Genomic DNA, 16,161 nt, shown 5'->3' with positions numbered 1-16,161 from the left:
AAAAAAGGGGTGAATATTCACCCCTTTCAGTATTTTACGAAAAGTTTTTGTGTTGCTTTAAAGTCTCCGCTTGTGAGCCGTATAATATAAAGTCCGGGTTGGAGCACCTCCAGGTTCAGTTCCCGCTTTTCTTTCAGCTCGCTTAGTGTGCCTGAATAAACACTTGCTCCCCATAAATTATACACGTCGATTCGGGCATTCGGATTATCAGCCAATGTCTCTATGGTAAACAATCCGGTTGGGTTCGGATTCGGATATACTTTTAGGCCGTTGTCTCCGGCAGGAATCAGGAAATTAAGTGTCTGCGAAAACGGCGAATAACAAACCAGAAAATTATTATTGGTATTGTTGTACCTCAATGCCGTACGAACTGCAAAATTGCCCTGGCGTGGTGCTTTCAGCACTGCTGTTGTATCATTAAGGGCTGTTTCGTCTAGCTTCCAGTTATAATATTGCCCTGCAATATCACTAGCCGGAATTGCCACCATCTGGTAAACGCCATCTTTCTCTAAACTTGGCATTGGTGGCGTATCTTTTACAAATACCTGAAACGATACAGGGTCTGACTGGCAGTTTTTCTCGTCTCTGATTCTCAGGATATACGTTCCTGCCTGTTCTACCATAATATCTTTTGATGTCTGCCCATTGTTCCATGCATAACTCACGGCATTGCTACTGCTTAGGGTTACACTGCTGCCTTCACAAATGGTATTGATATTATCAACAGTAGAAATTGAAACCGCAGGGGGTGGAATATAACTCAAATTTACCGAGTCAGCTTTTGACTCGCAACCGTTGTTGTCTCTTACTCTTAATGTATAAATACCGGGGTCGGTAATTGTTACCGACTTAGTGGCTGCGCCTGTATTCCACATATACACAAAGTTTTCGTCTGAGGCGGCTGTCAGGTTCACAACATTTCCGGGGCAAAACTGCTCAAGCCCTGTGGCTGCAATTTGTACAGTTGGTAGTGGATTAACGGTAACACCCATTGAAACTGGCAACGAATAACAACCGAAGCCATCTATTACCCTGAGCGAGTACTCGCCACCATCTTTGATGGTAACGCTTTGCTGTGTACTACCTGTGCTCCATACATACCCGCTAAAATCGCCCCCAGAACGGAGGTTAACGCTTTTACCCAGGCAAAATTCGGTTGGGCCATCAGGTATTATATCGGTAAATGGTCTTTCTCTCAAACCAACATTGATAGAACTGGTAGACTCGCAGCCATTCTGGTCTTGTAGTTTGAGGCTGTAAGTTCCGGCATCTTTAACAGTTATATTCTGCCCGGTAGCATTGGTGCTCCACTGATAAGTTACACTTCCAAAATTATCGGTTACAAGCGTTACACTATCGTCAGGGCAAATAGGTAATGATTTAGAAGTAATGATATTGTTTCGGGGTAATGGATTTACATTTACATTTACGCTACCAGATACCGAGGGGCAGCCATTAAGGCTATATGTAGTTACTGTATAATTTCCGCTTGCACGTGCTACCAGCACTTGCCCCTGTTGGCCGTTGCTCCAGATATTCCCCCCAACCTCGCTTGAGGTCAATACTACGCTTCCACCATCACAAAAAACGGTTGGCCCGCCAACATTTATAAAAGGCTGTACTGTTGGGTTATTGGGCGAAATAGGTATAGGTTGAGAAAAAAGCGTATTGCCACTCCAATCGGTGGTTTTAACTGTGTAGCTTCCGCTATTTACCGTGATTGACCTGTTATTGGTGCCGTTGCTCCAGTTAAAACTGCGGTAATCGCCGTTTACCTGAATCGTGAATCTATTATTCGGATTTGATGGATTACAAGATATACTTACATTTATAAGCCCTCTCGATTGCAAAGGTTGAGAACTGGCAAAAAAGCCATCGTTCAGGGCAGCATCCCATTCTTCGGCGGCTCTGTTTAAACCTTCGTTATGAAAATGCACACCGTCGGCTCTGAAATTAGCGCCCACTATGTTATCCGTATTTGGCCCTTTAAATACTGCATGAACATTCTCTGTCGCAAAATTCTGGCCATCTATTACGTTCTGATGTGGCTCAGGGTTACGAGACGAACGGGCTACAACCCATGCTAAATCTCCTTTTCCGGTGTCGTTCCGGCTTGTTTCTATCACACTTTTCAGGTTATTGAAATAAGCATTGGCCGACGAGCCATCGTCACTTTCGCCCTGCTGCCATAATACAGCCCGCACCCCAGTACGGGTTACATACTGCTGTAAAGCAGCCTTAAGTGCCCGGTATGGCATACCTGGCACGGCAATAAAAGCCGGAAGTTCCCGACGAAGGTCTTCGCCTTGCGACGACCGCTGCCATGCGGTAACACCTATGCCACCAAGTGCTGCACCGTAGAACAACACCGGAACATTGTATCGTTGAATAAGTTTATCGCCCAAACGCCCCCAGAACCACGGCACGTAGTTGTAAGGCGCCATGCGAGAGAAATTGCCCATGTGTGTAAACTGAAAAGGCAATTGGTCTTCGTTAAGCGATGCGTTGTAATAATCAATAGTAGAAACACGGTCGTCGCCTGCGCCAATGGCTCCACCGGCATAGCTTGGGTCACCTTGTGCATTTGATTGCCCGGCCACAATAAATACCTCGCCAACCCCTACCCTTTCGAGTATGGTTGATGTTACAATTTGTCCGTTCAGAACCCCCCTTACCTCTATGTTATACCATCCTCCACTCAATTGAAGAAATCCATTGAAAATACCCGTAGTTAGATAGTCTTGTATGGTGGTCCAGCCAACCTCATGACCCTGCCCTGGCGAAACAGGAAAAGCACGTGCATCAATACGATCTAATTGCTGAAAATAGCTACCGGCAATGTTAACAGTAGCCTGGTTATTGTTATCTCGCTGAAAAACTATCCGCGAAACCGGGAAGGTAATTTGTATTTGGGAGTAAGTATTAAAGGCAATAAAACTCCACACTATTACCAACCATTTTCTTTTGAACATATATAACTGGGTTAAAATTTATTGCATGGAGAAACAAAAGTAGTAATGCCCTCAAACATTAACAACTACCCATAATTGGTAATAGCATTAAAATTTTATTTAATGGCGAAAAAATTACTTTTGTTCAACAAAAACACGCTTTAATACAGAAAAATCTTTGTTTCGTATGGTAACTACATAATTACCCATAGTTAGGCCAGAAAGCTGTAATGTTTTACGTGTATCAAATTTATCAACGTTGAAAACCCGTAGAATAGCACCTCTCATGTCATAAAAAGTTATGGTTACGTCTTCGAGGTCTTGCAGTGTTTCCACATTTACGAGGTCGTCGGTGGCAGGGTTCGGAAAAATACGAGCGCCGTCATCAGCCGGGTCTATTTTAAAATTATATGGTTTTGATTGTTTGGAGTAACAACGCAAGGTGCGGCCATCTTTGAGTGTATAGGTAATGGCACCACGTACACTATAAGCACCGGCTTCACGGGCTTTTATGGCACGCTCTGTTGAGGCTAGTCTTGCAGTATCTTTATACCATTCAAATGTAGGGTCAAATATGCCATTGGTGAGTGCATCTAAGGTATAAGGCCCTGTTTGCAGAACATCAATATTGAGCGGATTGTCTTTCACAACTACGCTTACTTCATCAGAAGGTGGTGAAATACACCCGTTTTCGTCACGAGTTTTGACTGCAAATACGCCTGACCTTTTCACGCTAAATTGTTGTTCGGTGTAAGAATTGTTCCAGATATAGCCAATACTTGGCGAAGATGCCAGCATAATGCTATCGCCATTACAGAATTCGAGCGGCCCGCTTGCAGTAATGTTAGGCTTTTGTGGTGTTGGGTTTACTTGAACAGTAATAGTATTTGAAACCTCCTGACACCCAAACTGATTGGTGGCTGTTACAAAAAAATCACCACTACTGTTGATTCGGAGCTGTGGTGTGGTTTCGCCTGTGTTCCAGGCTATATCGTTGCTTATGTCAGATGCCAGATTCACTATCGTATCGGCGCAGAAAACCGTTGGGCCGTCGGCCACAATACTTGGCCTTTCGGGCTTAGGATTTACATTAATCAGAATTTTCTCTGAGGTACTTTCGCAACCAAAATTACTTTTCACTTTCAGAAAATATTCTCCGGCTCTATCAACCCTTATGGACTGTTCACTCTGGCCTGTATTCCAGAGATTACCTGCATCGCTCACCGAACGCAGATTCACGCTATTATCCTGACAAAACGTAGTTGGCCCATCGGCCTCTATTCTGGCTTCGGGGTTCGGATGAACAGTTACATTTATGCCGTTGGATACATTAAAACAGCCCAGATAATTGAATGTATTAACGGTATAGTATCCCGAATGATAGGCAACAATTGTCTGGCTTCCTTCGCCAGTATTCCAGTTTATTTCCTGTGCTGTTGAAGACGTGATTCTTACACTACCACCTTCGCAAAACTCGGTTGTTCCGTCAACAGTCAGAAATGGCTTTTCGGGCACTACATCGCCCGTATAATTTACGGCAGCCGTATAGTAAACATTGCCCAGATAATCGATGGCTTTGCCTCTAAAGAAGCCGTTTTTTACTTGAATGTGCGAACTTTGATTTAAATCCCCAAATCCGTTTGTCCATCTATAATCTCTAAAACCATCAGGCATCGAAAGATTCAACGGTGAATTTATGTTATCAGAATTACAATTCATCTGAAAGTACAAAGGAGACGAAGGCGGAATAGGGTTTGACCTGCCGAAGAAATCATAAGAAAGCCTGTCGTTCCATGCCTCAGCTAGCTGAATAAGGCTGAAACTATCAAAATGCACACCATCCGAGCGGTAGGTTATATCGTCGGTATCGGGGCCATCAAATACATTAGAAGTTTCACGAATAACCGCCCTTTGGGCTTCAATAATGGTAGGCGAGGTACCTCGGCGAGTACGTGATGCTTTGCTAACAACCCAGCTTATCTCCCGACCGCTATCGTTGCGGCTTCGCTGAATTACGTATTGCAAAGCATTTTTATAAACTTCAAAACTTGTTCCTTTATCGTTGTCGGTTTCCCCCTGATGCCATAGCACGGCTCTAACGCCAAACATATTGGCGTAGTTGTGCATCGATTTCCTTATGTTTTCAAACGGATACCCCGGCATGGCATAATTGCCAGAGTAGTAGTCTTGCCCACGCTCGCCGTTTGCACTTTTGCTCCATTCTTCTACGCCAAGGGCTTCGAACCCTGCATTAAAAAACATAATGGGTACATCTAGCTTTGATGCCAGAAAATCGCCCAGTTTTCCCCAGCACCACGAGCCATTACCGAGTGGCGCAATTTTCATATTTTCGTCGAGATGCCCGACAATCGGGTATGGTACCTCAGTAATTTGTCCGTACGAATAAAAGTTTGTAATTATACTTACTCGGTCGTCAGAGGCGGGTAGATTACCACGCCCTTCGTAGCCCTGCGCATTTGATTGGCCTGCAATAAGAAAGACCTCGCCCAGCCCTACCTTATCAATTGAAGATGTAGCGATAACGTTATTGTTTCTGATAGCTCTTACCTCAAGTTTATACCACCCCCCTGCAACATAAATGTTACCTGAGAATCCGCCAAAATTAGGATTATAGGCAATCGGAATCCAATCGACGTTTGAGCCGCCTTTAATAGAAACAAGGCGTGCATCAATCCTGTCGACTCTTGTCTGAAATGTACCGGCAATAGGAATCATGCCTCCCCCCGAACTATTGCGTTGAAAAACGGCACGGTTCATCGGGAAAGTTATCATCAGTTGTGCAAAAACATTTGAATTCGCTAATAGGAATAAGGCCACCAGAATTTTTTTCATGGTCTTAGCAAAATAGTAAAGGTTCACTCAATCAATAAATTATTGTTGTGGAATAATATACTTCTCATACTTGGTTATTTTGAGGCAATTAGTATGATACAAATCAATAACATAATTATCCATGATAAATCATCATGGTAAAACATACGCTACCATCTGTACTCCGAAATTAAGAAGTATTGAGCAAACCTAAGATTAAATTGCTTTAACCTGACTAAAATCGGGCATATTTAATCTCTCTTGCAGTTGGGTCAATAAACACCATACAAACCAATGGGCAAAATCAGCCATTAGTTTGCCTCATGGATGCTATTCCAGACCAAGTCCTTCAATTCGTCAATCCCTTGGTTTGCAAAGGATGAGAAGAATACATAAGGTAAATCTACCGGAATTTTCTTCTTAATTTTTGCGATTTGCTTCTCGTCAACCAAATCACATTTCGAAATACCTAAAATTCTCTTTTTGTCAAGTAGTTCGGGGTTGTACTGTTTTAATTCTTTGAGCAGGGTTTTATATTCCTTTGCAGGATTTTCACTATCGGCCGAAACCAGAAAGAGCAGTATTGGGTTTCGCTCGATGTGCCTAAGGAAACGTAGTCCGAGGCCTTTTCCTTCAGAAGCACCTTCAATAATACCGGGGATATCGGCCATTACAAAAGACTTAAAATCACGATAAGGCACTACGCCAAGATTAGGCGTAAGAGTTGTAAACGGGTAATCGGCAATTTCGGGTTTTGCAGCCGAAACCACTGATAATAAAGTTGATTTTCCGGCGTTCGGAAGCCCTACAAGGCCTACGTCTGCCAAAACTTTTAGTTCCAGTATAATCCAGGCTTCTTCGCCTCCCTCACCGGGTTGAGCGTATTCAGGTGCCTGGTTGGTTGAATTCTTAAAATGATAATTGCCAAGACCACCTCTGCCACCCGCAAGCAAAACGAGTTTTTCGCCGTCTTGTGTTACTTCGCCTATAATTTCGCCGGTTTCGGCATCACGGGCAACCGTTCCTAGAGGAACTTCAATTATTTCGTCGCTCCCTTGTGCACCGGCACGTCTTCCACCTTCACCTGCCACACCGTTTTGCGCTTTAATATGCTTGCGGTATTTCAAGTGCAGGAGTGTCCAGTGCTGAGAGTTTCCTTTAAGTACTACGTGGCCGCCTCGTCCGCCGTCACCGCCGTCTGGGCCACCATTTGGTACGTGTTTTTCTCTACGAAAATGCTTTGACCCAGCCCCACCATTGCCCGAACGGCAATTTATTTTCACATAATCTATAAAATTGCTTGCCATAATCTATTGGGTCAATTACTTAATAACGAATTAATGAATGGTGAATTAGCGAATAATAAATCTATTCTTGCTAATTCACTAATTCGTAATTCGCAAATTCACTATTACTTCAGTCTACTTTTGCGTTATCAATTGCATCACAAATCGTGCCGAAAATCAATTCGATTTCACCGATACCGTTTACTTTAGAAACTTTACCTTGCTCTTGGTAGAATGGTAAAACATGGATAGTCTTACTGAAATACTCATCGATGCGTTTCAATAATTTTTCTTCGGCATCATCGGCTCTTCCGCTTACCTTCTGGCGCTCGGCGATACGGTTCTTTATTTCTTCCTCGGTTACATCTAATTGTAATACAAGGTCTATTTTCTCTCCTTTGCTTTCCAGAAATTTATCTAGTGCTTCTGCTTGCGGAACAGTACGTGGAAAACCATCAAAAATAAAACCATTTACATCAGGATTTCTCTGTACTTCTTCTTCCAACATATCAATCGTAATAGAATCAGGTACAAGTAAGCCGTCGGCTAATATCTGTTTCACTCGTTTTCCTAGTTCTGTTTCCTGGCTGATATGCATTCTGAACATATCGCCTGTTGAAATGTGAGCAAGTTTGTATTTGTCGATAATTTTCGCAGATTGTGTGCCTTTTCCGGCACCCGGAGGTCCAAATATTACAAGATTAAACATAACGGAAATTAATGGTCAATACCTTCTCTCATAACATTTTGATATGAGCAGGTGGGCAAAAATAAAATCAAATTTTATAATTTGTATGGTTTCGGGACAAATAATTTATCAAACGGTAAAAAAAACAGCCTGATTTAGCTAAATCAGGCTGTTTTTTAAATACCCTTCCTCATCATCAGCCTTTAGGGCTACTTCCGGAAGGGTTGTTATTATTTGCAGGTGCAGCAGTGCCACCCGAAGCAGGTGTACCATTGATGCTCTCCAATACTTTTAATGCTTGTTGGTTTGCAGGGTCATAAGTCAATACAAGATTCATGTATTCTTTTGCCTTTGCAGTGTCTTTATCAAGCAACAGGGCTTTTACGCCTAAATAACCGTAAGCCTCTGCCAAATATCTCTTGGTAGCGTCTTTTGCTTTGTCAGCTTCTGGCACTAAAGAAAGATATTTTTCATAAACAGGTGCAGCTGCAAATGTCGAATCTTCCGGATTCGCATATTGTTTTGCACGTGCTTTGATGATATAAGGTACTAACCAGGTATCTTTATACAATTCAATAGTTTTTGATAAAGCCGAGTCAGCTTTAACATATTCTTTTGAGCGCATATAAGCATCAGCAAGATTATAGTAATCTGGTGCAGTTGCTTTACCTGTTGTAGCCATTACTTTTTCGTAAGTAGCAGCTAGTTTGTCCCATCTCTTGGCAGCTTTATAAACAGCCAAGATGTCGTTCATGTAATTGCTTGTAGTATCACCTAATTCAATGGCTTTCTCCATGTATGTGATACCGATTGAATCGTTAAGCGCTTTGTTTGCATCGTCTTTGATACAAATATAACCACGACCGATTTGACCATAATCAAGCGGTAAGTGACGGTCTTGCGGAGCTTGTTTCAAGAACTCCTGAATGTTTTTGATACCTTCAGCACACTCGCCTTTTTCAACTTGTGTATAACCTCTCAAACGGTATTTAACAGGGTCTTGCGTTTTATCGAAAATCTCGTTCAATACAGTAGAAGCATTGTCATAATCTTTTACTGTAAATGCTAGTTTAACATATCTCAATTTCGCCTCGTTTGATGGCTCGCTTTTATCAAGATATAATTTTGCATTTTTAGCAGCTAAATCATATTTACCGAATACCTGGAAAATGCTACTTAAATAGAAGTATGCAGGAGCGTGTTCAGGGTCAGCACTTATAGCCTCGTTCAGCTCTTGTTGCGCTTTAGGATAGCTTTTACCCTGGAACCACACTCTACCCATCAAAGTATGGATAACGGCAGTTTTCTGACCCATATTCAGCGCATTTTCAAGGGCTGTCATGGCAGGGCCGCCATCGTTTTTAAGGAAATATGCTTTTGCTAATGAGATGTAATAATCAGGATTGTTTTTTACTTTCTGCACATCCAGAGCCGCTTGAATGTTTAATACTGCTTCTGCAGGGTCATTAAACTTAGGATTTTCTGAAATAGCGTAAGCATCTCCAATTCTGAATAATACGTCAGAATTTTTATTTTTTGTATCCTTTTTAATCAAATCAAAATCAGCTTTGGCACCAGCTTTATCACCCGAAAGTAATTTCACAGCACCTAAACCAACACGATTAAGTGGATCAGGTTTTTTCTGTGATTCTACGCCTTTAGTAAAAGCTTCTTTTGCTTTTTCCAGGTCTGGCTCAGGCAAACTGAGGAAATAGTATCCCTGATAAAAATAATTCTCTGCTGTTGGAGCAGAAGCCACTAGTTGATTGAAAATTGTCCCAGCAGCGTTGTACCGCTCGGCATCCAAATTTCTCAGTCCGTCCTGCACAGTTTGTGCCAAGGTGTGGAAAGTCAACGCCAGCACCGCCACCGCTGATACTGACAAAGATCTCAAAATCTTGTTCATTTTCACTCTGAAAGTTAGGTTTACGAATTCCTTGTATTAAAAAAAAATTAAGCAAAGTTAAAAAATGTATTCAAAACAGAAAAAAATTTGTTGATGTTTGGATAAACTTTTTAAATCTTTTGCTTTTACCGATTAAGACAAAATCTTTTATCTGAGGTTTACTAATAATTTGTTAATGAATTTTTGTTGGGTTGATTCTTGAAAACAAACTTTTTAACGCTATTGTTTATTTTCTACATCTACATTGTCATTAAAGGGGCTGTTCTTTGTTGATAATCACGCCTTTAGGATTAATGTAATAAGGAATCAAACCTGATTTTTCGACTACCAACTGGCCTATCTGCGCACAACAGAAGCGGATGAATGCTTTTGTGAGCCCGAAGTGCTTTTTGGTATGCAAGAGCACCCTTCTTTCGAGCGGATATTTTCTTGCCCTAAGCGACTCGGTAGTAGGTTTATAATAGTCATTTTCACCCGGATTATCAGCCGCCGAAACACCCAACACTTTTACTCTATTAATAAAAACACGGCTGTTCTGGTCGTCTAAATCACTAATCCAGTTTCCACCTATCATGCCGATGGCTTTCGGATTTTTCTCGATATAATCAATTACATCTTTATTACCATTGGCAGCAAAAATATTTGCCTTTTTTATATCCTGAATATTTAGTTTTTGAATCATGTAATTCAGGTTGCTCGAATTACTGTTGTCAAAAACCAGTTTATAATCAGTATAAGCTTTACCATCAAATATTTCTTTCAATTGTTTTAAAGAAATATTTTCCAGCTGATTCTCAGGGCTGGTAATGAGGGCTACTCCGTCCAAGGCCATTTTTGCAGGAAGATATTCTATTCGGTGAGAAGCATAATAAGCTTTTTCGTTATCGGTTGCTTCACGTGTTCCAATAGCTATATCTACCGAATCATTCATCATCATTGCCATCGCTTTTTGCTCAGGCATGTATTTCACATGCAAAATAGCTTTAGGATAATGGGCATTATAAGCCATTATCTGCGCATCAACAATAGGTTTTAGTGATTCGTCGGCTGCAATCGTTATTTCGCCGTCATTGGGTAAATCTGGCTTTTCCGGTTTGGAACATTTCAAAAATAGCAACGCACACATTATCAAGAGAAGAAACTTTCTCATGGTGGTCATTTATAGTCGTTTAAGTTTGAACAATGTAAAAATAAGTATTAGTAAACGATAAAGTCAAGCGATTTGGTATAATATTAAAAAAAAATTAAAACAAAATTAAAAAACATGCCACTCTGTAGTACAAAGTGGCATGCTTGTATTAATTAATTTCTATCAGTCATTCATCGTATCCTTGATTGACAGGTAAGCTCTGTAGCCTCTGAAAATGCCATATGCAACAAGCAAAGCGCCCATAGCATAAGCAAGTGTATCAGAGAGAGGCACCATCAACCATTTCAATTTGATTACAAAGTATCCTAAAACAATATATACTAATGCGAATAAACCCATTGATAATTGCAAGACTCTCTGAAATACCTGACGCTGCTTATCTGATGAATTACGTCGTGTTGCCATTGTATTACTCAAGTTGGAAATTGATCGGCATCGTAAAGAATACCCTTACTGCACGACCATTTTGTTTACCCGGATTCCATTTTGGCATCGACTTAATTACTCTTTGCGCTTCTTCGTCGCAACCGAAACCAATTCCTTTCAGAATTTGTACATCACCAATACGTCCGTCTCTTTCAACAACGAATTTAGCAAATACTTTTCCTGAAACGTTTGCACGTTGTGCCGCTGATGGGTACTTAAGGTTTTTGCCAATGTAGGCATACATCTCTTTCAACCCACCCGGGAACTCAGGATTTTGCTCAACCGTAGTAAAGATTTCTTCTTCTTTTGGTTTTTCAATTTCGGCTGGTTTTGGTGCTTCTACCGGAGGCGGAGCCGCAGCTACTTCTTCGGTTTCAACACCTTCTTTGGTTACGTTTGAGATAACCGCTTTTTCAACCTCTTCCACTTTTGGTGGCGGCTCTTCGTTCTTTACTTCCTCATCAGCTTTAGGCTCAGGCGGAACGAACTTAATTTGCGCTACCTCTGGTTTTGGTGGTTCTGGCTCTGGCGGCGGAGGAGGAATATCCGGCTTCTTTTCTTCCGGTTGTTCTTCCTTCAACTTAGAGAGGTCAATTTCAACGCTTTGCAATTCTTCTTCTTTTGCACCGCCAAATTTATTGAAACTCCAAGCTGCCAATAATGCTCCACCAAATAACCCGATACCTAGAACCGCAGCTCTAGTAAGGTATCTTGAGTAGTTTTTCCTTAGTGAATATGCACCGTAGTCCTTGTTACGTCCTTCGAATACAATTTCATCTAAGGTAATGTTTTTAGCATTTTTTGCTTCCATTTCTTTGATTGTTATTTTTCCTTAGATTACTCTTATTTTTTAGGCTCTGCTAGTTTTTGGTCTAGCATTTCCTTTTCTTTCGGGGCTAAATCAACAATTGCGTAGCGGTCAGACTTCGTAATTGCCATTTCGTCCAGAATATCAACAGTATTCTTCCAGTTCGCTTCATCACTAGGTTTGATGATAACAGTAAATTTGTTTACGTCAAGCGCATTTGCTTTTTTAACCAAAATTGCTTTTCTGATACCTTCGGCCGAATAATCGGTTTCGTTGAGGTCAGCTACTGTTAACTCTGGAAGTGGTTTCTGATACCAGAAAATTCTATCATCCTTACCCATTAGAACAGTAACCGTATTGGTTACTTTTACTTCTGGTGGAGGCGGATCGTTTGGATCTGGTTTATCAGGCATATTCAGTTTCATCATGTTTGGCTTGCCAAACGTAGTGGTGTACATAAAGAATGTGATAAGCAAAAAGCCCAAGTCCACCATCGGAGTCATATCAGGTTTACCACCTGCTTTCTTCGACCGTACCTTACCACCGCCTTTCTTACCACCACCACCGGATTCCTGTATTTCAGCCATTTTTTAAATATGGTAATTTAAAGGTTCTTAATTAAAACTATTCTGCTGTTTCTGAAGAGGTAATTAACTGAAATTTGTTAATATCGTTTTTACCTAATTCAGCAAACAATTTTTTAATTGCCGGATACTGTGTTTTCACGTCTCCACGAACAGCCAATTTTGCGCTTTTGTTGATGTCGGTCAAGTAAGTCTTAACCCAGTCAACCAATTCACTTTTTGTACTGTCGTTCGGAATACCTTGCAATTTAACTTGCGATTTCTGTGCTTCAGTTAGCGACAAGTATTGTTTTAATGAATTAATAGAAACACCGGTTTCTGATAATTTAGTAAAACTTGCTTGTTGCGACTCTGACAACCCAGCGCCATACTTATCATTCATTTTCTGAATGAGCGTATATCTGTCTGTCGGGTTTGTAACGCCAAAGTAATATTTGCCGTCTTTGTCAATTGTAATTGTAGCCATATCCTTGTCTTCAACTTTGATTTCAGAGATGGATGAAGGCGTATCTACAGTTACCGATTCTTCACTTTTGAACTGGGTAGTCATGATGAAGAAAGTAAGGAGTAGGAACGCAACGTCACACATCGCCGTCATATCCATTGATGGACTCTTTCTGGCTGGTTTCGGTGCTGCCATAGCTTTTACGAAAGTTTAAATGTTTAAATTAAACTGTTAACTTAACTGCTTTATCTTAGTGATGAGCAGCGAAGTTTTGCTGAAGGCTCATTCCGATTTCGTCAATCTTGTAAGTAAGCGTATCTATTTTTGAGGTAAATAAGTTATACATGATAATCGCGATTGCTGATGTACCGATACCTAAGGCTGTATTGATCAAGGCCTCAGCAATACCAGTTGCAAGAGCAGATGCATCAGGAGCACCACCACCAGAACCAAGAGCAAAGAACGAACGGATCATACCGATTACAGTTCCTAGTAGGGCTACAAGGGTTGCAACTGAAGCAAGTGTTGAAAGGATAGTTAGGTTTTTCTCTAACATTGGAAGCTCTAATGTAGTAGCTTCTTCAACTTCTTTTTGTAAAGCAACTAATTTTTGGTCTTTAGCTAGTGAGTTGTCAGTAGCTAATTGGCTGTACTTTTGAAGTGCAGTTTTTGTAACGTTACCAACCGAACCTTTTTGTTTGTCACACTCTTTAATCGCATCAGCAATGTTGTTTGAGTCAACTAATGAACGTACTTTACGTACAAAAGCGTCAAGATCGCCAGTACCAGAAGCTTTATTGATTGTGATGAAACGCTCAATAGAGAAAACTAATACCGAAAGCATAAAGGTTAATAGGATAGGTACAATGATACCACCTGAGTAAACGATACCCATAGCAGTAATTGGTTTGTGTTTAGTTTCAGGATCAGAGAAGTTTGAAGGGTCTCCTAAGATAAAATACCATAAACAAAAACCGATAATCATTAAAATTGGAATAACAAATACTGGATTTAATCCTCCACTTGAAGACTTAGGTGCTGCTGCTTTTGCTGCTGGGGCTGTAGTCTTTTTTTCCATTAGCTTTGAAATTTTTAGGGTTTTAAAAAATGAAACAATGAATTTTTTGGTAAATAAAAGTGAAAATTTTAAAAGAAAGAATATTAGTAAAAGAAAATTTTGTAAAAACCTGCCACATATTCTTTTCAATCGTGGGACAAGTTTAAGCAAAATCGTTGAAACAAAAAATATCAGCCATGATAATTTTTTGTTAGGAAAATATTCTCTTGGACTTTTCTTAGAATATTTATTTCTTTTTGACGGCTACCGAAAAAACATAACTTTTTCATTATCAGACAGTTAAATATTTCAACCGATTCTCTATAACTAAAATTTTCGTTCTCAAAGATTCTCTATCAAAAGAAGTGTTTTTTTAACAATTCTTACAACTTTAAGGCTTATTACTATCAACCTTGATTCTTTCTTCACGATTGGCCACTCCCCACGCTGTATGAAATACTAATTGAGTTATCTGCTGATACTTAGGAAAAAGGATTTTCTCAACATCGTCACCAGGGCGATGGTAATCGGCATGGACTCCTGTAAAGTAGAAGACAACAGGTATTTTATGCTTGGCGAAGTTATAGTGGTCAGAACGATAGTAAAAACGATTAGGGTCTTTAGGGTCGTTGTATGTATAATCTAACTGAAATTTTATCGAATTATTGTTTGCCTCTTCACTTATTTGGTGTAATTCAGAAGATAATTTGTCAGAACCTATCAGATACACATAATCTTCACGCGGGGCGTGCTCTTTATCAATACGGCCAATCATATCAATGTTAAGGTCACAAACTGTATTGGCCAACGGAATAATCGGGTCTTTGTCGGCATAGTATTGTGAGCCTAGCAAGCCTTTTTCTTCGCCTGTTACGGTCATAAACAAAATGCTACGGCGTGGGCCATTGCCTTCTTTTTTGGCTTGTGCAAAGGCACGTGCAAGCTCTAATACAGCACAAGTACCTGAGCCGTCGTCATCAGCACCATTATGAATCTGTCCTCCTTGAATACCTACGTGGTCGTAGTGAGCGGTAATCAATATTACTTCGTCTTTTTTGTCTGTTCCTTCCAGAAAACCCAATACGTTTTGTGTTTGCACCGGCACTTCTCCCCTCTCGGCTTTTATCGAAATTTTTGATTCTTTGGCTTTTCCTGCCGTAGTTTCGCCTGTTTCAGTAATTTTATTTACCAGTTTATCAAACTTAGCCGGTTTGGTTGCCAGCATTTCGGCCGCCATTGCTTTAGAGATATAGAAAGTAGGGTTTGAACTTGCCTGCTCAGGTTTTGACTCGGCTAAAGACATACGGTTGAAACGAGAAAGCACCGCTTTTCTTTCGGCCGCAAGGCTCTTAAACTGTGTTTCGTCAGAATCAGTTACTACAAAAAACATTTTAGCGCCTTTGTTCAAAGCAATGTTTGTTTTTTTCTGTAAACCGGCTTTTTCTTCCCAATCTGATTTTTCGCCTTCTTTGGTAATGTAATATTTGCCCGATGCATTTTTAGGCTCGCCATCAAGTATCACAACGGCTTTGCCTTTTACATCAATATTCTTGTAATCGTTGTAAGTATCAGACTCGATGCCATAGCCTGCAAAAACTACTTTTATCGATTCCTCTTGCGGAATACTCGTTAGGCCGTTTGGATAGTAATCTTTAAAAAATTCTTTCTTTTTGTTACCTATCATGATATAGGCATCCTTCCAGCCTTTTTGATAAAGGTTGAAATACTGAAAATAGCCTTTGCCTCCTTTGCCATCTGAGGCGAGTGGAGTTAAGCCTAAATCAGCAAAGCGTTTGGCTATATAATCGGCGGCTTTGCGCTGTCCTTCTGAGCCTGTATCACGGCCTTCGAGTTCGTCAGAAGCAATATAGGTGAGGTCTTTTCTTAGGTTGTCGGCCGAGATTGTTGCCGCATACTGTTTGACTTTTTCGTCGGGGGTACTGCTTTGAGCATTAACAAATGAATAAGAACTAAAGAAAATAAGTGCTATGAAGCTTTTTTTCATACGATACTTTAGGTTTGTTGAGT

The 16,161-nt window shown here is 40.6% G+C and carries 12 protein-coding genes; all 12 read right to left on the bottom strand.

What is annotated here, in order from left to right; translation table 11 throughout:
• Window positions 1-26 precede the first annotated feature (26 nt).
• Window positions 27-2,972: a T9SS type A sorting domain-containing protein gene (locus WAE64_RS14730; RefSeq protein ID WP_340237695.1), complete on the bottom strand. Its 2,946-nt coding sequence runs from the start codon at window positions 2,970-2,972 to the stop codon at window positions 27-29.
• Window positions 2,973-3,086: 114 nt separating this feature from the next.
• The gene (locus tag WAE64_RS14725; protein WP_340237694.1) at window positions 3,087-5,804 is read right to left on the bottom strand and encodes a sialate O-acetylesterase; all 2,718 of its coding nucleotides are present in this window, start codon (window positions 5,802-5,804) and stop codon (window positions 3,087-3,089) included.
• A gap of 290 nt (window positions 5,805-6,094) precedes the next feature.
• The gene (gene obgE / locus WAE64_RS14720) at window positions 6,095-7,093 is read right to left on the bottom strand and encodes a GTPase ObgE (RefSeq protein ID WP_340237918.1); all 999 of its coding nucleotides are present in this window, start codon (window positions 7,091-7,093) and stop codon (window positions 6,095-6,097) included.
• Window positions 7,094-7,199: 106 nt separating this feature from the next.
• Window positions 7,200-7,778 carry an adenylate kinase gene (locus WAE64_RS14715; protein WP_340237693.1) on the bottom strand — a complete coding sequence of 193 codons (579 nt, stop codon included), beginning with the start codon at window positions 7,776-7,778 and terminating at the stop codon, window positions 7,200-7,202.
• A 175-nt stretch (window positions 7,779-7,953) separates the two neighbouring features.
• Window positions 7,954-9,663, bottom strand: a complete 1,710-nt coding sequence (locus tag WAE64_RS14710; RefSeq protein ID WP_340237691.1) for a tetratricopeptide repeat protein — start codon at window positions 9,661-9,663, stop codon at window positions 7,954-7,956.
• A gap of 250 nt (window positions 9,664-9,913) precedes the next feature.
• Window positions 9,914-10,813, bottom strand: a complete 900-nt coding sequence (locus WAE64_RS14705; protein WP_340237690.1) for a PstS family phosphate ABC transporter substrate-binding protein — start codon at window positions 10,811-10,813, stop codon at window positions 9,914-9,916.
• Window positions 10,814-10,975: 162 nt separating this feature from the next.
• Window positions 10,976-11,218 carry a hypothetical protein gene (locus WAE64_RS14700; protein ID WP_340237688.1) on the bottom strand — a complete coding sequence of 81 codons (243 nt, stop codon included), beginning with the start codon at window positions 11,216-11,218 and terminating at the stop codon, window positions 10,976-10,978.
• A gap of 4 nt (window positions 11,219-11,222) precedes the next feature.
• On the bottom strand, window positions 11,223-12,050 hold the full coding sequence (locus WAE64_RS14695; protein ID WP_340237686.1) for an energy transducer TonB: 828 nt from the start codon (window positions 12,048-12,050) through the stop codon (window positions 11,223-11,225).
• A gap of 32 nt (window positions 12,051-12,082) precedes the next feature.
• Window positions 12,083-12,634: an ExbD/TolR family protein gene (locus WAE64_RS14690; protein ID WP_340237685.1), complete on the bottom strand. Its 552-nt coding sequence runs from the start codon at window positions 12,632-12,634 to the stop codon at window positions 12,083-12,085.
• A gap of 37 nt (window positions 12,635-12,671) precedes the next feature.
• On the bottom strand, window positions 12,672-13,271 hold the full coding sequence (locus WAE64_RS14685) for an ExbD/TolR family protein (RefSeq protein ID WP_340237684.1): 600 nt from the start codon (window positions 13,269-13,271) through the stop codon (window positions 12,672-12,674).
• 55 nt (window positions 13,272-13,326) lie between these two features.
• On the bottom strand, window positions 13,327-14,154 hold the full coding sequence (locus WAE64_RS14680; protein WP_340237917.1) for a MotA/TolQ/ExbB proton channel family protein: 828 nt from the start codon (window positions 14,152-14,154) through the stop codon (window positions 13,327-13,329).
• Window positions 14,155-14,524: 370 nt separating this feature from the next.
• On the bottom strand, window positions 14,525-16,138 hold the full coding sequence (locus WAE64_RS14675) for a M28 family peptidase (protein WP_340237682.1): 1,614 nt from the start codon (window positions 16,136-16,138) through the stop codon (window positions 14,525-14,527).
• Window positions 16,139-16,161: the final 23 nt, after the last annotated feature.

The sequence above is a fragment of the Emticicia soli genome, assembly GCF_037860775.1.
Taxonomy (GTDB): domain Bacteria; phylum Bacteroidota; class Bacteroidia; order Cytophagales; family Spirosomataceae; genus Emticicia; species Emticicia soli.
The sequence above is the reverse complement of the archived record's forward strand: the minus strand, read 5'-3'. Positions and strand labels throughout refer to the sequence as shown.